The organism is Bacillus sp. GB_SG_008 (assembly GCF_052038115.1).
GTDB classification, from domain to species: domain Bacteria; phylum Bacillota; class Bacilli; order Bacillales; family Bacillaceae_G; genus Bacillus_A; species Bacillus_A rhizoplanae.
The window spans coordinates 50,356-68,396 of the sequence record NZ_JBPZSK010000005.1 but is presented as its reverse complement, the minus strand read 5'-3'; the positions used below and the strand labels follow the sequence as shown (position 1 = coordinate 68,396).

Sequence of the window (18,041 nt, the reverse complement as noted above, 5' to 3'; positions counted from 1 at the left end):
TAAATGTATTTAGTTGCATAATACTAATTCCATTGTAATTTTTTCTGTAGTATCGTAATAGTACTCGTCAATTACTTCCTCTTGTATCAAATATCCATTGACCATATCATCTGCATCAACAAACATTACATACTTAGACTTTGCTGCTTCAACACCTTTTCTTCTTATAGGAATACTTCCTTCATTTTTCTTACTTATCACAGTTATTCGTTTATCTTTTTGTTGATATTTCTTGCAAATAGCCAAGCTTTTATCTGTTGAACCATCATTCACTAAAATTAATTCAAAGTCCTTTAAAGTTTGATTAAGAATTGATTTTATACATTTATGAAGTTTGTCCCAGCATTATAAATAGGTACTACTATACTTACCTTACTCATAAAATCCCTCCATAAATTATCCTACCTATTTCCTCCTTTATTAAGATCGTTATATTCACTATAAAGAACAAATTAGCAATGGTCTATTAGTTTTTTTACTTTAAATTATATACTTCAACATTTTTACGTTCTTTAACACTTTACTTGTTACCTTCTTTAATCTTTAAATCTATACTAATTCCAGAAGCCAAAATTCTACCTAACTTCATAATTAGCTTCTTAATTACATAATACATTATGCTAGCCAAAATAAATGAACAAAGAAATAAACCAATTTTTTTCGAACTTTATAAGAATATAGTAGTTTTTGTATTTCTATATTAATAGCTAATATAAAGTAATAAAATTTTCACATCTTTGAACTATCCATCATTTATTAACTTCATTAACTTGCGTTATACAATTTCCATTTTCCAAGCCGATGTATTACCTTTTTAAAAGGCACTATAAACAAATCTTTTTCATATTTATTTATTCCCGTAAACCACATTAACAGAGCGTATACTATAGAAAATATAATAATTTTAAGAATAAATACAAACCAATTGTCAACAAGTACTAACTTATTTATTGTTCTTCCAAAGACTAAGCTTATCATAAAAGGAAAACTCATATAAAAAATATTAATCCAAAATTTAGGGATGTCTATATTTATCTTCTTCCAGTAATACAGATTCATAATAATTATATTCCCTATAGTAAATGCTACAGCCGTTCCAAGAGCACAGCCTATAGCTCCCCACCATTGAGCAAATATTATACTTATAATAATATTAACTATAGCTGTAATAGCATAAATTACCGATTTAAATGTTTGCATATTTTTTGCTTGAAGTATGATTCCTCCCATACTTTGTATTAAAGATACTATCATAGGAACTAAAATTATAATAGCTATAACGAAAGCATCACTATATTCCTTACCGACCCATAAAATGATAAATTCCTGTCCAAATACAATAAATCCACTTAAAGCAAATGATAATATAATATATTGAATTCTTCCTATCTTGATAAATAAATCTGATACTTCTGTACCCGAGTCCTCTTTAGTAACCATTCCTGTAACTCTGCTTAAAAATACATTGGATATAGCTGTAGAGAAACCTGAGAAATAGCCAGTAAAAGATGCCCCTATTGTATATACAGAAATTGCCGCTGTACCACTAAATATACCAAGTATAATTTGATCTGTAGACCAATATATCTTATCTATTATTAAATTAAAGAAGATAAATGCTGAAAATACTATTATCTCGTTTAATAATTTTTTTTCGAACTTTTTAAATGCTATTTTTATTTTTAGAACTCTAAAGCAATAATATATATTAATTAAAATTACTATAAAGTTAAGTATAGTAGTTACAACTGTCATAGACACAGATCCATATCCCATCATAAGAATGGGTAACATTATGAGAGGACTTATAATGGAACTCACTATACTTATCACCTTTTGAAAAATAAACTTTTCATATGCTAATACAACGACGCTGAAAAAACCCAACCCTATCCCTATAGATATATTTATTACCATGATTCCCATCAATACTTTAAGTTTACTAAGCTCATCTATACTTAATGAGTTTGAAAATATTCTGTCTGCATTTATTGTTAAAATTAGTCCTGATAGTAATGCTACAATTCCTAATACACCATACATAATACAAAACATTCCATACAAATTGGAGCACCCTTGCTCATCTTTAAGCGTTTTATATTTTGCTGTATATCTAATCACTGCATTACCTAATCCAAAATTTAAAACTCCTACATATCCTGCTGCAGAAGTAGCCAAGCTATATAGGCCATACTCTGATTGCCCAAGCAATTTCAACATGATAGGAGTATATATTATTGATATGGCACTATTAACAAACAATGCTATATATGATAATATTGCACCTGCTTTAAGTTGACTTTTCATTATAATAACTACCTTTCATTTAGCTTAAACAATCGTATATTTTATTAATTTCTTCTATGGTATTGACACTTTTTCTGTTTAAGTTACTTCTAAACTTGTCACATAAAGCATTATTACTAATCAACTTCTCCATTGCACTATAAATTTCATTTTCATCAAATTTTGTTATCAACCCATCTTGCCCGTTTTCAATCTGCTCTCTAGCACCAACAAAATCAGTTGTTACAATAGGCTTATTAAATGCTCTTGCCTCAGCTAGTGTAATACAATACCCTTCGTGTCTTGATGGCTGTACATATATATCACACTGTTTTATATAGGGATAAGGATTATTCTTAGTTCCTAATAGAACTAAATATTCTTCTAAACCATATTTCTTTATCATACTTTCTAGCTTTGAACGACTTTCACCATCGCCTATACAATACCATTTAATGTTATAATTTTTCGACTTTAATTTCATTAGGATACTAGGTATTATATCTTGTCCTTTTTGTGATGTTAGTCTTCCTACAGTAAGTATACGTATACCATCAAATTTATCATTAAAACCCTCATCTTTAACTGACATTAAGTTCAGCCTCTTTTGATCAAGAATATTATAAAATACAGATGCTTTTCCTTTTAAATCAGGATACACTTCAACAAATTTATTCATTGCAAATTTAGATACACAAAATATTCTGTCATATCTTCGGTAAAAATCTTTATATGGTTGTAATTCTCTTTCATACTGAGAAATATCACTATGAATCCATGCAGCTTTAACTTTAGCTTTTATATTATTCATTACATACACTACCGGGAATGATGCCGGAGTATGATATGCAATTGCAAAATCATATTCAGTTTCCGCAATTGGTAACATTTTAGATTGATACATTTCTTGTTCATATACAGTTTTAGCTTTTTTAGCTAAAACTGTATACCAGCCTATTCTAAATGCATTAATAAATTTACCCTTCTTTGTATAATTCCATATCTTTTCTATAATAGATTTCTCGTTACCATATAAACATTTCACCTTTATATGATTAGGTATCTCATCTATAAGTTCGCCACCATTTCCCATCACTAAAACCGTTATATCATACTCATCTTTCGGCATAAACTCTAGCATAGAAATTAACGCCTTCTCTATACCTCCCATTATCATCCTTCTAGTTACAAATACAATTCTTTTTTCATTCCTAAAACATTCCATATATTCCCCCCCTGATAATTTGATTTAAAACAGCTCATATAGTTTTTTCATTTCAAATGTCGTATCAAAATTTTCCGTCGCTAAATTTCCAGAAAAATATTCGCATAGATCATGATTGTTTATCAGTTTTTTCACCGCTTTATAAATGTCATTTTCGTCAACATTCACAATCAATCCCGTTTTCCCATCTTTTATCTGTTCTTTTGCCCCAGTAAAATTTGTAGTTACAATTGCTTTATGTAAACACCTAGCTTCAGCAAGTGTTATACAATATCCCTCATGCCTGGATGGTTGTACGTATATATCACATTGCTTCATATAAGGGTATGGATTGGCATCCGACCCCAATAAAACAAATTTATCTTTTAGATGATATTCTTCTATTAGCTTTTCATATTTCTTCCTTGAAGCTCCTTCTCCTACACAATACCACTTCACTTTATACCCATCATAAATTAGTTTTGCTAATACTCGTATAGCTAACTCTTGACCTTTTTCATTTGTTAACCTACCAACCGTTAATATTCTTAACCCGGTAAATGTATCATCAAACCCTTTACCTTCTTTTGCTTGGTTATAAATTAAATTTGGAGATACTATGTTTGAAAATACTTCCGTTTTATTTTTTAAAGAAGGTATCGTATTAATTAACTTACTTCTAGCCTCACCTGATACAACAAAGATTTTATTAAACTTATTATATATTTTAGATGAAAATATTTTATTAAAAGAAATTTTTGTAATATCAAAATGTACCCATTGAACTTTCTTTTTTGCTGCTATTTTATTTACAACGAAATAGCTTATGAAGTCCATGGGTCCTGCATAAGCTACTGCAACATCATGTTCATTATCAATTACAGGGTAATCACGCAACACATATTTAAAGAAAATACTTCTATCTTTCATAAATTTCGATAGTAAATGTAAGAATACTATATTTAAAGCCTTTATTACTCTTCCTTTTTTAAGAAAATCCAAAGAAACTATATGAGGAGGCTCATTCAATATCTCTTTTATATTCCTATATCCTTTTAAATATTCAACATGAACTTTACTAGGAATGGAGTTTAAAAACTCACCATGCTCTTCTAACATTAAAATCGTTATATCGTACTTATCTTTTGGTATCTCTGCTATCATATTAAGCAATGCTTTTTCAGTTCCACCCACATTCATATTTATAATCACAAATATAATCCTCTTTTTCATACTCCCTCCAATTTAAATGTTTCCATATCTAGAAACTCACTTAATTTTTCAAACTGGTTCTTAGCATTGTTTGATATAAATTCCAGATTAGCTTTATTATGGAATGATTTATTTATAATATTTTCATCATACTGCAAATGAAGTTCTTCCATATTTATCAAAATACGATTAAGGTTAATATCTTTCAGCATATTAGTGGTTTTTTCACTGTATATTACAGGCATAATTCCAGTACCTAGTAATAACGCTAATATATTTGCATGAAATCTTGCAGCAATAAAAAACTTAAAAGAAGCTATCAGATTGATAGCTTCTTTTAGGTTTCCTTTATAGTTATAAATAATAATGTTTTTTAATGCTTCAGGAGAAAGATATAATTTAATCGTATTTATTATTTCTAAATCTCCCTCTTGTTCACAAAAAGACATTAAATAACATTGATATCCCCTGTTTACCAATAACTCTATTGTCTTTACGGTACTTTTTATATAGTCATTATAATAAATTGATAACCCATGTTTATGTCTAACGTCTATAATTGAAAATCCAACTGTACATTTACTTAGTACAGTTTTATATTCATCTATATTCATTTGAAAAACAATATCTGGTGCATATCTAACCTGTGATAAATCCTTAAATAATTCATATGAATATACATCTCTAAAACAAACATCATCACATAGCTTAAAAAATTTTTTATAATCATTCAAAAATTCTTCTGTCTCATAAGGTCCAAAATTTGCACCTAATATAAATACTGGCTTGTCTCTTTTCTTAAATTCCTGAACCATTCTCATTCTATCCTGATATAATGAGTTATGATATTTCTCTTCTCTAAAAATAGAACCACCTATAAATAGTAATGCATCATGCTCCTCTGCTACCTTATCATAGTTCGTTATAGAATCGGATATTTTAAGATGTTGCCCAATTTTATTAAGAATTGTATACTTTCTTCTACTAACGTTGCAGTATCGAGAAATAAATTGATCGTAATCTTTACCTAGATAATTAACTGTGAATTTACAGTGCGGGTATTTCGTTGCAAGAATATCTAGAAATAAATCATCTCCTAAATTAAACATTAAATAGACATCTACAAAAATCTTTTTCATTTCATTATCACCACTCATTAATTTTCTATCAGTTCATAGAATTTACTTAATTGATTTACTGAGCTATAAGGTTCTTGGGAATTTAATTCTGTTATTATTTTTTCTTTAAAAATACTATCATCTAAATACTTTTTTATTCCATTGTATATACTATTTATATTATGTTCTACTAATAAACCATCTACATTATGATTAATGATTTCTTTAGCTGTAAAAAAATTAGTACATACAATAGGCTTTTTTAATATCTTAGCTTCACATACTGTAAGACCAAATCCTTCCTTTACAGATGTTTGAACATATATGTCGCAATTCTTCATATAGAGATATGGATTCAGTTTCTTTCCAAGTAGTATAAAACAATCATTCAATTGGTATTCATCTATTAATTCTTGAAGTTTCTTTTTTTCAGGCCCCTCTCCAACTCCAAACCATTTAAACTTGTATCCTGATTTCTTTAATAAATCAGCTACCTCAATAGCTGTACTATATGATTTTACGGCCACTAGCCTTCCAACTGTTAAAATATTTACAAATGATTTGTCGAATTCATTAACGTCATTTTCTTCGGACATTTTATAAATCATATTTGGATCTATTATATCTAAAACCATATCAACCTTATCGGCATATTCTTTTCTAAGCCGCATTAATGACTCTTTAGTATTCTGAGAAACTGCAATGATTTTATCTATCTTCTTATAGAATTCATAGTCAAGTTCTTTGTCATACAATGTATTGATATAATCTGTATTAATCCAAGCTATTTTTTTTGACGCGGTGACTTTATTCGCAACTAAATATGTGGGCATTCCTTGACTATAAGCTATAGCTACATCATATTTTTTTTGAATTGGAGCTATTATTTTTTTTATACTTCTAAACACTACTTGCTCACTATGTAAAAAATTTTTCTTGTAATTATTTACTCTCAAACTTAAAGAAGTTTTTATTCTATAATAAAGATAGATTGCACTTTTACTTAGATGGACTTTTTCATTATTTATATACCGAAAATATTCTGGAACTGGTAAGATATTTACGTTCTTTGGAACATAACTTTCCAGGTCCCCACCTGTTTTAAATAACAGTAAATCAATTTCGTACTTTGAAGAATTTATCAAATTCAATAAAGATATTAAACTTTTTTCTGCTCCACCAATAGTTAGCGAATCAATCACAAATAATAATTTTTTTTTCATGCCCTCACTTGCTTTCCTATTTTTATTCTCCTTTTAACATTTCTTAACGTATTTAGATATATTCCATAAATAATACTTGTCCGTATAAGCCTGTTTTTAATTAAAAAAATATATGGCTTATAAAAAATACTATTAGTTGAAAATTCACCTATATGTGTTTTAATATATGGTATAGATAAAATTCTCATTATATTAGCAATGGCATTCTTCATACCAATAACTCTTATTTCAATACTCTGTTTCTCCACTAATGTCATTACAAGATTTTGAATTCTCTTTGTAATTATCTCATTTATTTTTTGTTCATCTAAATTAATAGAGATAAATATCTCATCTATCCTCTTACAAACAGTAATATAATTCTGAATATAACTTATGGAAATGTTAGAACTTATACTATTTTGATTACATCTATTGTAGTTATATAAGGGCTCTTTTATTGAAGAAAAATACTGACATTGAGATGCATATTGTAGAACAAATACTAAATCTTCACACATAAATATATTTTTATCTAACTTCAAATCGCTATTAATAATTATTTCTTTTTTATATATTTTCCCCCACAAAACCCCCCCTGTTCCTTTACATACCATATCTATGAAAGAATATAGAGAGACATTAGTATTGAAATTAAAATCTATACAATTCAATACCCCATATTCTGAAATATCTTTATAACCACAACAAACTAAATCAGCTTCTGAGCTGATCATTTTATTTAGTAAAAATTCAATATAGTATTTTTCAACTGTATCATCAGAATCAATAAAAGTTAAATACTCTCCTGTTGAATTTAAAATCCCCTTATTACGCGCTTCAGATGGTCCACAATTATCTTGATAGTAATACGCTATTCTGTCGTCTTTCATTTTATATTTATTAACTATCTTTTCACTTTGATCAGTTGAGCCGTCATTTATAATTACAACTTCAATGTTTGTATGAGTTTGATTGAGTATACTTTCTAGACATTCAGATAAATACTTCTCACTATTATAAACAGGTACTACAATGCTTACTTTTGGAGCCATCTTTACTTCCTTTCGAATTTGTATTTTCGAATTTTAAATACGTCGTTTCACTTTAGCTATCCATGGTTTCATACAACTTATCTAATTCATAATTATTGGCATAATCTGTTTTACTACAGTTTTCCATTAACTTGTTTCTCATAATAGAATCCTTATACAACTTTTCGATCCCGTTTGCTATACCCTTAATAGACAATTCTGTAATATATCCATCAAACCCATCACTTACCTGACTTTTTGCTGTTGTATAATTCGTTATTATAACTGGCTTTGAAAGTATCTGAGCTTCTCCTACTGTAACAGCCTTTCCTTCGTACCTAGATGGTTGTACATATAAATCAGCTTCTTGCATATATGGATATGGATTTGTTTGTTTCCCTAGTAACATAAAATCACCCTCAAGTTTCAAATCTTTTATCAATTCTTTGATCATTGCTCCATCTCCGCCATATCCAACTACATACCAAGCGATATCGTCATAGCCTTTATCTTTTAACATCCTTAAAGCTCTGACAGCATTGTCAATTCCTTTTGCATGAGACAACCTGGCTACTGTGATAATTTTAAATCTGTTATCGTTAATCATAGGGTTCTCTATATTTTCATTAGCCATTTTTCTAATAAACTCTGGAGAAGTAATATTTTCTATTACAACAACCTTATTTTCTAATTTACTATATTTTTTTAAAAACGAATTTTTGCATTCTTCTGATACAGCTACAATATGATCAAATTTATTCCACATTTTTAAATCCATATTTATATCTGGCTCTATTGTAGAATAATCTGTATGAATCCATGCTATTTTCTTTTTAGCTCTAATCTTATCTGCTACAAAATAATGTGGCCACAAATAACTTATGGCCACATCATATTCCTTATCTATTTTTGGAAGAAATGGTAAAGCATACTTCCACATTAATTGCATCTGATAATATCCTGGTTCTGTTATTCTTTTTGTTTTTCCTGTAAAATCAGCATTTACCCTAGATAAAATTCTTGCTACTCCGATACTATACTGTTTATCTTTAAAAATTTCGCCTATTGATTTTCTAAAAGTTGTATACTGATAAATTTCATCTAATAAGTTTACTTTGTTCGTAACTAAACCCATGAAATCACCTTGATGCCTATATAACATCAAATCAACATCATACCTTTTGTAATCAAAGTTCTCAAGCATGCTTATTAAGCTTCTTTCTACGCCTCCAACTTCCATGTCAAAAGAGGCTATTAATACAGTTTTCATTTTCGCCTCCTAAGTTCTTGAAATTAATTTTCTAATTCTAGCTATATTTTCTCCACCTATAACTTTAGATGCTATTACCTTTATGTTACTTTTCAATCTCGCCTTAGGTGGCAACCAGCTCTTATAAAAATGATGCATAGCATATGTGTTTTTAGTTATAAATTTTCTGCAATTGATATAATCATATGGTGAAAAATATGTTTGCGGATAAAATGCTCCTATATCCTCTATTTCCTGATATTCTCCGTTTGTTTTTAATCCCATGTCTTTTAATATTTCTGTTACGATAGCTACATTAGTCAAATCATCATAACTTCCATCCTCTTTAATAAAACTTTTCTCTTTATATGAGTCTAAAAATATTTTTATGAGCTCATTTCCTTTAGTTGCCCCTATTGTACTTGTAGCAATGTAGTTTTCTTGCTCAAATCCCCAAAACGAGTCATGATGTAGCATATTTCCAAATGGTCTGAATACTTCGACATCAGTATCCAAGTAAATCCCCCCAAATTTATAGAGAGCATATACTCTTACATAATCACTGACAAACGCAAATTTTCTCGATTTATAAGCTTCGCTTACATATGAATTACAATTTATATCAAAGTTATTTTCATTCCATTCTTTTATTTCATATTCCGATAAATTCCTTTCCCAACTATCTATACATCTTTTAACTATGTCAGGTTTTTCTTTTTCTCCAAACCAACAGTAGTGGATAATACGAGGAATTTTGTCCATATCTCTTAACATAAACCTCCCTTGATTACTTTTAGATTCCTATAAAGAAATGATAAAATCATAAAAAATTACTCTTATAAATAATCCCCAAAGTAATGATATGCTCGTAAACAAAATAAATAAAATAGCATACTAAAATTGCATAGTAGACAAACTTCTGATCCTTTTCAGTAAATAGCTTTACAACCCAAGAAATTAATATTAATTGATACAAGCCAAAATAAATAGCAAACCTTGCAAAAATCCAGTTTTGTGTTGAAATAAGCATAAAAACTGCACCCAATAATGCCATATTTACAATGTAATCACTCTTTGGAAAAAGTTCTCTAAGTCTTTCTCTACCAAAGTACGCAAGTATAAGCGGTGCAGCATCAACAGCAACCCTAAGGATGTTGGCACCACCTTCATGAAAATCCTTATAATGACCATACTGAGTATCCCCTATCGCAGCAAAGAAAGCTTCAGAAAACTGATTAAATCCTATCACGATAAGTACCGCTAAAAAAAGAAGGATAAACGTTGTTCCTGACCAAGCTTTTCTTCGAATTAAAAAATATATTGGTATCAGAACAAGTGCACTCTGATGAAATGTTGATGCAAGCAGAACAATGAGAATATATTTTTTCCAGTCACCATCAAGAATATATTTGGTAGCAGCAAAAACAATAGCTGCAGCTAAATATTGCCTAATCCCATTCATTGATACTAAGTACATTCCAGATGTGATATATACATATAAACTTAAATCAATTAACCTTGAATACTTATATAGAATAAATACGATTAATACATTTGTTATTAATGCTGTAATAAAAACCATGACCTGAGGATCATCGGTATACTTTTGTAAAATCATTTGGAAAATATTAAATCCCATGTCTTTATTGTTTTTAATATATTCCCAATTGAAATCAGTAACAGTATATCCATGCATATAAAAATATGTATCCCCGATATTATTCCGAAGCCCAGCTACCAACACAAGCGATAGAGAGGCCATTAGAATCAGAAATTGATTCGGCTTTATCAATGCAGGACCCGTGGTCACAGGCATAGCAAAATATCTTGCAAAAAAAGAAAATATAAATACTATAGCAAGATTCATCCAAAGTATAGTCATTTGTAATTTCCTTTCAACTTAATACTAGAATCCTATGTTATTTCTGATACTCTTGTTTTTGTTGTGATGTAACAATACAGCATAATCCCAAGTGGGATAGCGAAGAGTGTAAGAGTTTTACACGGTGTCTCACTCATAAACCTTTTATTTTTTGATATAAGACTGCTAGATACATAGTGAATAGCCTGTCTATATTTAAACGATTGACTTACAAATGGCAAATTCATAAGCTCCTTCCGATAAAAAGCAAAACCTTTTGGGTTTCTCAGGTACTGGTTTAACATGTTCATGGACGAGCCATCAGGCAAATATTCAACACAGCAAAGGACTTCATTCATCAGTAACATCTCGTACTGCCGATCGAGCATATAATACTTATATGCTAGTCCTACATACCTTTCATTTTTGAAAACTGGGTACGGATACTTCTTCGTCAATTCCGTACGATATACAAGTTTCTTATCACCCGTTACACCATACTTATTATAGAGATCAAAAAGTGTTGAGCGTTTAATATTCTCTGGTAACTTCGAACCAATGATTCGTCCATCTGTGTACGAGTCAAGTCCAATTATGCCACTGACTTCATCACTTCCATAATTCTCCCAAAAAGAAAGAATTTTTTCTACGGCATCATCCGGCATGTAATCATCAGAGTCAATACATACATTTAGTTCCGTGTCGATCAACTCATACGCTGTATTATGAGCACCATGCATGCCTTGGTTTTGTTGCCAGTGATACCTTATTTCTATACAATTTTCAGCAATCCAGCTGCTCACCAACTCTTTTGTGCTATCACTGGAGCCATCGTCTATAATTAACCATACAAACTCCTTGCATGTTTGACACTTCAGACTCTCATAACAATTGTGAAGACAGTACGCCCTGTTATAAGTGGGGGTAAAAACCGTTAACTTTTTCAACTGACTCACCTCGATATTGCGAAATAAAAATCTTGGGTTAATTCTGCAGTATGTTTTATATCATATCCTTTTTGTGATAATGCTTGATCTGATACATTCCTCGATAAATTCCTGGTTGCTATATGTTTTATTTTTTCTATCCATATTGTTGTGTCAGTCAGAGGGGAATATTCAACTAAATTTATTCCCAAATCTACTTCCTTCGTGATAGCATCAGATATGAGACATGGTAATCCAGCTCCCTGTGCCTCTATAAGAGTAACCGGTAAGCCCTCATAAATAGATGGAAATACAAATGCATCAAATGCTTGAAGTAACCGATTTATATCACTTCGTATTCCAAGAAACTTTACACTACCTCTTAAATTCAACTCTTCTACTTTCTTTTCAATACTTAAGCGAAGTGGGCCATCTCCCGCTAATAGAAGAATAGAATTCGGTTTCAACTTAATTAATTGCGCAAATACATCTATAAGAAAGGAATGATTTTTTGGATGAGCAAACCTTCCGACATGTCCAACTACAAAAGAATCCTGATGAAGTTGTAATTCTTTTCTTACTTCTTTTCTAATTTCTGGAGAAAACGAAAATTTATTACAGGCAATGCCATTCTTTAAGATTTTGGCCGTATCTGCTTTAGTTGTAAATAACCACCGGGCAGCTGCATTTGAACATGCTAACAAATGTGTTGCACATGGCAAAATAAATTTCCCTGCATAACCTTTATACATCTTTGCTGTAAACCCGCCCTCACTACTAGTGCTATGACTGTGAGCTATCCGAATCGGTATACCTGCTTTTTTAGCTGAACGGAGTACAAATCCACTCATTTTATCCATGTGCGAGTGCACAATTCTATATTCTCGATGAGATGCAAAGAAAGTATTTAAGGCTTTCATATATCCCATATGCCCGACATCTGTAATATATGGAATTCTATGAACTTTTCCGCCTAGCTCGACTATTTCTTCATCGAACACGCCTTCTTTACAGGTCAGAAAGTCGAATTGGACTTTAGATTGATCTAAGTTTCGATATAAATTCATAATTAGAGTTTCAGCCCCGCCTCGATTCATATTCACAACTACATGTAATATCCTTAATGGACAGCCCACTTTAACTCCTCCGTTTCACCCGTGAACATAGCATAAAGGTCTTTCTTTTCTTCTAATACTTTATTAATGGCATATTTATTTTCAATCATAATACGCCCGGTATTCCCAAACTGAATACTCAAATTGGGATTTTGAGCAAGGTATTTTATCTTATCGGACATCCCACCTAGATTGCTATGACTTATGATCCAACCATTTTCATCATTGAGAATAAGTTCCCTATGTCCTCTATTATCAGTAGCTATAACTGGAAGGCCGCAAGCCATAGCCTCCATAATATTAACTGGTAAACCTTCACGTAGACTAGATGCAACAGCAAGATCACACATTGGTAATAATGAAGCAATATCTGTTCGATAACCGAGAAAATGCACCATCTCGGCAACTCCTAACTGAACAGCTAGTGTCTTACAACTTTCCATTAATAGGCCACTCCCTGCAAGTAAAAGCTTTGCATTTGGAACTTCATTTTTTATTAAAGCTAACGAATGAATCAACAATTGTTGATTTTTATTTTTGTTAAATTCTGCAGCATAAAACATTAAAAAATCGTCTGGTTTATAACCAAATTGCATCTTTAAATTACGTTTATGCATTTCTTTTATTGGGCTAAATTGTTCTATATCTACTCCTACACCATGAACGTGCTCAATACACTCTGCTTTAAAGCGATGGTTCACGGCAAGATTGTAATCTTCTTTATTGATTGTTATGAGACAATCTGTATAAGGAGCTAGTCCTTTTTCAATTGGATAATATACAAGCCAGTTTATGATCGGGGCACCCTTACAAAAATGAAATCCATGTGCTGTATATATCACTTTTGTTCCTTGTTTTCTCGCTTTTCTTGCAGCTAAGCGGGCCAGTACTCCTCCCATAGGTGTATGACAATGAATGATGCTGTACTTATTTTTATTGATGATTGATGCAAGCTCCTTGTATGCATGAAAGTTTTGGAGTTTAAAAGGTGATCTTTGGATAGGAATGTCATATTTTTCATCTACATACGGAAGCTCTATATTGCCGTTTGCAGCAACATGTACCTCCCAGCCCTGCTCTGTAAACCATTTCATATATGGCAAATGAAATGCTTTGAAATGATAGTCAACTGTTGCACAAAACAACACTTTCTTAGGCACTTAGATCACACACCCATTCAACTATATTTTCGATTAAGGTACAGTTTTCGCAGACATTTAACCAGAGATGGATATTGGTATTTTTGAGATATCATGATTATTAGCTAAGTATAGTAGCTTTGTTCGTAACTCCTCTTTATCCCATTCAGAGTATGTAGAAATGACTTTTTCAATTTCTTCTATATAAATATTAGTTTCCTTTCCTACATAAATTCTCGGATAAATTTGTTGTTCATTGATTTCATCATCTTTTAACAACTCTTCAAAAAGCTTTTCGCCGGGTCTCATTCCAGTAAATTTTATGCCGATTTCTTCTATAGAGTTTCCTGATAGTTTGATTAAATTTTTAGCGAGATCGACAATTTTTACCGGTTCGCCCATATCTAACACAAAAATTTCTCCACCCTTAGCTAAAGCTCCCGCCTGTATAACGAGTCTTGATGCTTCTGGAATAGTCATAAAGTAACGAACCATATCTGGATGAGTAACTGTAACCGGTCCGCCTTTTTGAATTTGTTTTTTGAATAGCGGAATCACGCTCCCGCGGCTTCCTAATACATTACCGAAACGAACAGCAACGAACTTTGTATGGCTCGTTTTATCTTTCTGTTGAATAATCATTTCAGCCAGCCTTTTCGTTGCTCCCATGACACTAGTTGGATTCACTGCTTTATCAGAAGAAATCATGACAAACGTCTCTACATCATGCCAGCTTGCTGCTTCTGCAATATTCATCGTCCCAATTAAATTGTTTTTTACAGCTTCTTCTGGATTATGTTCCATTAACGGTACATGTTTATGGGCAGCAGCATGATAGACAACATGTGGATGATATTTGTTCATCACCGACATCATCTTCTTATTATCTTGTATATCGGCAATCTCTGAAATAAATGTAATCTTCGTGCTACCATATAACTCTTTCAATTCCATTTCAATAGAGTAAATACTGTTTTCGCCATGGCCTAATAAAATTAATTGCTTCGGACTAAATTTTGCAATTTGTCTACAAATCTCTGAACCAATTGAACCGCCAGCACCAGTCACTAAAATAACTTTGTCGGTTATGTATTCTGAAATGCTATTCATATCTAACTCAACTGGATCTCGTCCTAGCAAATCCTCTACTTGAACGTCACGGAATTCATTAACTGAAACTTTTCCTGTCACTAAATCTTCTAACATAGGAAGAATTTGAGTTTTCGCTTTCGTCTTTGAACACTCTTTAAAAATGGCATTCAAACTTTTTTTACTTAACGAAGGAATTGCTATTATGATGCTCTCGATATTTAGCTCTTGAACAGCACGCTCAATTTGATTCACCCCACCGATTACTGGAATCCCTAGAATATCAAGATTATGTTTCTTCACATTATCATCAATAAATCCAACAGGTAATAATTCTGTATCGTTGTTCTTTAGCAATTGTCTTGCCACCATTGTTCCTGCAGAACCAGCGCCAATAATTAAGGTTCTCTTTTTTGTATCATCCTTTTTAAAATATGTATCCCTATACATTCGCCAAAGAAAACGCGATCCGCCAATTAATAAAATATGAATCATCCAAGTTACTACGAGCAAACGAAAGTAAATATTATGTATTGTCACTTGTTGTACAAAGGCTGTAGTAATGATAGAAAATGTAATAGCTTTAAAAATAATTAATAATTCTCCTATGCTTGCATATTCCCATGCCTTTTTATACAACTTATAAATAAAAGCAAAAAAATGATGGCTAAGCAGCAAAGTTATTGAGCTAATGACTGATGATAATGTAATAACATGAAGACTAGCATTTACAAAAAAATAGCTAAGGAAAATTGCACTTAACACAATGAATGAATCCACTAAAAGCAATAACGATAGCCTCTGCCGATATGTCATAAATTTTCCCACCTTTTTAATTATTACTTCGAAAAAAATTAAAGCTTTTAACTATGAGATCTTTTCAAAAACTCATAGTTAAAAGCTTTAATAAAATTCGGGCATCTAACCCGCCCTCACATCACACTCTTGATGACTAGCATCTAAGGTTTATCCAACCCACAGCATGATCGAGTGCCTCCATTGATACTGGTAAGGAGACATTACCACATTCCTTTTATAAATAATATTCAAGTTCTTTATAAAGAACACGATAGTCCGAAATAATCCTTATACCTTATTGTTTAGAATAGTCCCCACTAAATTTCCTCTTACGAAGCCTAATATTCTTTTAGATTCCACTGCATCCTCATTCACAGTATGATTATATCCTATTACTAATACTACCCCGTCACACCGGCCAGCTAAAATGCTGGTATCTGTTACTTCTAAAATTGGCGGAGAGTCAAATAATATGATGTCATATTGCTCCATTGCTTTTTGAATTAAAGTCTCCATTGCTGCTGAACTAAGCAGCTCAGCTGGATTAAACGGTACTGGACCGCTTGTTAGCACACAGAGCCTTCCAATTCCTGTTTGCACTACAGCCCCTTCCATTGTTGTTTTACCACTCAAGACATTTGTCAGTCCAATCGTGTTTTCAAGCTGGAATATTTTATGTATTGTTGGCTTCCGTAAATCAGCATCAATTACCAATACTTTTTCACCTTGTTGAGCTATGGACACAGCAAGGTTAGCCGTAATAGTTGATTTTCCTTCGCCAAATCTTGGAGAGGTAATAACGATGGTCTTATCCTTATTGGTAACAGATGAAAACTGAAGATTCGTACGAATCGTACGATAATCTTCAGCAACTTTGGAATTGGGCGCAGCATAAGTAACTAGGCTTTCTTCCTTGATTTTGTCTCTTTTTCTTCTACTTTTGTAAACCAATTCTTGCCCCCCCTTAATAAGGATACAGATCCTTTTTTGCTATATTTGTCTACTATGTTTTTCTTATTCATTTTAGAAATACTTCCTAAAGTAGGGATATCTAATAATTTTTCGATAGCTCGCTCCGATTTAATCCTATCATCCAAAGAATCTAGTAAAAAGATGAAGCCGATACTTAATACCAAACCAACAAAGAAGGCAATCATTATCGTATTGGTATGGTCTATGTTTATTGGTACAGAATTTTTCAATGCTGTCGCTTCCGATAAGATACTGACATCATTAAATTTTAATGTACTTGAAGCCTCTTGCTTATAAACAGCTGCTGTAGTATTCGCAATTTTAGCTGCAAGTTCGGGATCCTTATCAACCACAGTAATTCTCACTATTTGCGAGTTTTGTACACTTTCAGTACTTATTTGTCCACTCAACGCGCTTGCCGATCTGTTAATGTCCAACTCCGCAGCCAACTCCGCAGCTACTTTCTCCATCACAACCGGTTCATTTATCATTACTTTAAGCGTATTCATAGTGTCATTATTTGCTGGAATGAGTATTCTTGCAGAAGATGTGTATAATGGGGTTTTTAAGAAAATACTATAAGCTGCTCCTACCAATGTAATGGTGAGTGTAAGTACAACCATAATCCATAGTCTTCTTCTTATAACAGCAAATAAATTTTTAAGGTTTATTTCCTTCTCCATAGTTTCCCCCCGCAAAATTTTTTTATAAATATACTAAGCACTACTTATCGATTTTAGAATATCCAAACTATTCCACCCTATAAAAACATTTTTATTCAGATATTTTAGAAAAATGTTGAAAAACTTTTTATACACAAGAACATCATTTCATCG

General features: G+C 31.5%; 16 protein-coding genes. All 16 read right to left on the bottom strand.

Translation table 11 applies throughout. From position 1 onward, the window contains the following. Positions 1-9 precede the first annotated feature (9 nt). The 16 genes from ACTDJC_RS14150 to ACTDJC_RS14075 all read right to left on the bottom strand — a co-directional run bounded on the left by ACTDJC_RS14150 (position 10) and on the right by ACTDJC_RS14075 (position 17,888). The gene (locus ACTDJC_RS14150; protein WP_440604003.1) at positions 10-312 is read right to left on the bottom strand and encodes a glycosyltransferase family 2 protein; all 303 of its coding nucleotides are present in this window, start codon (positions 310-312) and stop codon (positions 10-12) included. A gap of 453 nt (positions 313-765) precedes the next feature. Next, entirely contained in the window at positions 766-2,307 is a 1,542-nt protein-coding gene (locus ACTDJC_RS14145) for a lipopolysaccharide biosynthesis protein (protein ID WP_440603788.1), read from the bottom strand. Between the two features lie 19 nt (positions 2,308-2,326). Beyond that, entirely contained in the window at positions 2,327-3,511 is a 1,185-nt protein-coding gene (locus ACTDJC_RS14140) for a glycosyltransferase (RefSeq protein ID WP_440603787.1), read from the bottom strand. Positions 3,512-3,535: 24 nt separating this feature from the next. Continuing rightward, complete coding sequence (locus ACTDJC_RS14135) at positions 3,536-4,723, bottom strand: glycosyltransferase (RefSeq protein ID WP_440603786.1); 1,188 nt, start codon at positions 4,721-4,723, stop codon at positions 3,536-3,538. Continuing rightward, positions 4,720-5,841 (bottom strand): polysaccharide pyruvyl transferase family protein, encoded by a 1,122-nt coding sequence (locus ACTDJC_RS14130; protein ID WP_440603785.1) that lies wholly within the window; start codon positions 5,839-5,841, stop codon positions 4,720-4,722. Before ACTDJC_RS14130 ends, ACTDJC_RS14135 begins: the two co-directional genes overlap by 4 nt. A 17-nt stretch (positions 5,842-5,858) precedes the next feature. Beyond that, on the bottom strand, positions 5,859-7,043 hold the full coding sequence (locus ACTDJC_RS14125; protein WP_440603784.1) for a glycosyltransferase: 1,185 nt from the start codon (positions 7,041-7,043) through the stop codon (positions 5,859-5,861). Then, entirely contained in the window at positions 7,040-8,077 is a 1,038-nt protein-coding gene (locus ACTDJC_RS14120) for a glycosyltransferase family 2 protein (RefSeq protein WP_440603783.1), read from the bottom strand. The genes ACTDJC_RS14125 and ACTDJC_RS14120 overlap by 4 nt, the downstream gene beginning before the upstream one ends. A 52-nt stretch (positions 8,078-8,129) precedes the next feature. Next, positions 8,130-9,326, bottom strand: a complete 1,197-nt coding sequence (locus tag ACTDJC_RS14115; protein WP_440603782.1) for a glycosyltransferase — start codon at positions 9,324-9,326, stop codon at positions 8,130-8,132. Between the two features lie 9 nt (positions 9,327-9,335). Further along, positions 9,336-10,079 (bottom strand): glycosyltransferase family 32 protein, encoded by a 744-nt coding sequence (locus ACTDJC_RS14110; protein WP_440603781.1) that lies wholly within the window; start codon positions 10,077-10,079, stop codon positions 9,336-9,338. Positions 10,080-10,125: 46 nt separating this feature from the next. Beyond that, positions 10,126-11,187 (bottom strand): EpsG family protein, encoded by a 1,062-nt coding sequence (locus ACTDJC_RS14105; RefSeq protein ID WP_440603780.1) that lies wholly within the window; start codon positions 11,185-11,187, stop codon positions 10,126-10,128. Between the two features lie 32 nt (positions 11,188-11,219). After that, complete coding sequence (locus ACTDJC_RS14100; protein WP_440603779.1) at positions 11,220-12,113, bottom strand: glycosyltransferase family 2 protein; 894 nt, start codon at positions 12,111-12,113, stop codon at positions 11,220-11,222. Positions 12,114-12,118: 5 nt separating this feature from the next. Beyond that, on the bottom strand, positions 12,119-13,228 hold the full coding sequence (locus ACTDJC_RS14095) for a glycosyltransferase family 1 protein (RefSeq protein ID WP_440603778.1): 1,110 nt from the start codon (positions 13,226-13,228) through the stop codon (positions 12,119-12,121). Beyond that, positions 13,213-14,367 (bottom strand): glycosyltransferase family 4 protein, encoded by a 1,155-nt coding sequence (locus ACTDJC_RS14090; RefSeq protein ID WP_440603777.1) that lies wholly within the window; start codon positions 14,365-14,367, stop codon positions 13,213-13,215. The genes ACTDJC_RS14095 and ACTDJC_RS14090 overlap by 16 nt, the downstream gene beginning before the upstream one ends. Before the next feature lie 57 nt (positions 14,368-14,424). After that, a complete protein-coding gene (locus tag ACTDJC_RS14085) occupies positions 14,425-16,251 on the bottom strand; it encodes a polysaccharide biosynthesis protein (RefSeq protein WP_440603776.1) in 1,827 nt (608 codons plus the stop codon). A 270-nt stretch (positions 16,252-16,521) separates the two neighbouring features. Continuing rightward, complete coding sequence (locus ACTDJC_RS14080) at positions 16,522-17,184, bottom strand: CpsD/CapB family tyrosine-protein kinase (protein ID WP_440603775.1); 663 nt, start codon at positions 17,182-17,184, stop codon at positions 16,522-16,524. Beyond that, positions 17,133-17,888, bottom strand: coding sequence for a YveK family protein (locus ACTDJC_RS14075; protein ID WP_440603774.1), 756 nt, complete (start codon positions 17,886-17,888; stop codon positions 17,133-17,135). The genes ACTDJC_RS14080 and ACTDJC_RS14075 overlap by 52 nt, the downstream gene beginning before the upstream one ends. Between the last annotated feature and the right edge of the window lie 153 nt (positions 17,889-18,041).

Excerpts from the sequence above, each read along its gene's own strand:
- ACTDJC_RS14085 (WP_440603776.1), bottom strand. The coding sequence starts at position 16,251 with ATGACATATCGGCAGAGGCTATCGTTATTGCTTTTAGTGGATTCATTC.
- ACTDJC_RS14135 (WP_440603786.1), bottom strand. The coding sequence starts at position 4,723 with ATGAAAAAGAGGATTATATTTGTGATTATAAATATGAATGTGGGTGGA.
- ACTDJC_RS14105 (WP_440603780.1), bottom strand. The coding sequence starts at position 11,187 with ATGACTATACTTTGGATGAATCTTGCTATAGTATTTATATTTTCTTTT.
- ACTDJC_RS14120 (WP_440603783.1), bottom strand. The coding sequence starts at position 8,077 with ATGGCTCCAAAAGTAAGCATTGTAGTACCTGTTTATAATAGTGAGAAG.
- ACTDJC_RS14145 (WP_440603788.1), bottom strand. The coding sequence starts at position 2,307 with ATGAAAAGTCAACTTAAAGCAGGTGCAATATTATCATATATAGCATTG.
- ACTDJC_RS14130 (WP_440603785.1), bottom strand. The coding sequence starts at position 5,841 with ATGAAAAAGATTTTTGTAGATGTCTATTTAATGTTTAATTTAGGAGAT.
- ACTDJC_RS14110 (WP_440603781.1), bottom strand. The coding sequence starts at position 10,079 with ATGTTAAGAGATATGGACAAAATTCCTCGTATTATCCACTACTGTTGG.
- ACTDJC_RS14140 (WP_440603787.1), bottom strand. The coding sequence starts at position 3,511 with ATGGAATGTTTTAGGAATGAAAAAAGAATTGTATTTGTAACTAGAAGG.
- ACTDJC_RS14115 (WP_440603782.1), bottom strand. The coding sequence starts at position 9,326 with ATGAAAACTGTATTAATAGCCTCTTTTGACATGGAAGTTGGAGGCGTA.
- ACTDJC_RS14125 (WP_440603784.1), bottom strand. The coding sequence starts at position 7,043 with ATGAAAAAAAAATTATTATTTGTGATTGATTCGCTAACTATTGGTGGA.
- ACTDJC_RS14075 (WP_440603774.1), bottom strand. The coding sequence starts at position 17,888 with ATGGAGAAGGAAATAAACCTTAAAAATTTATTTGCTGTTATAAGAAGA.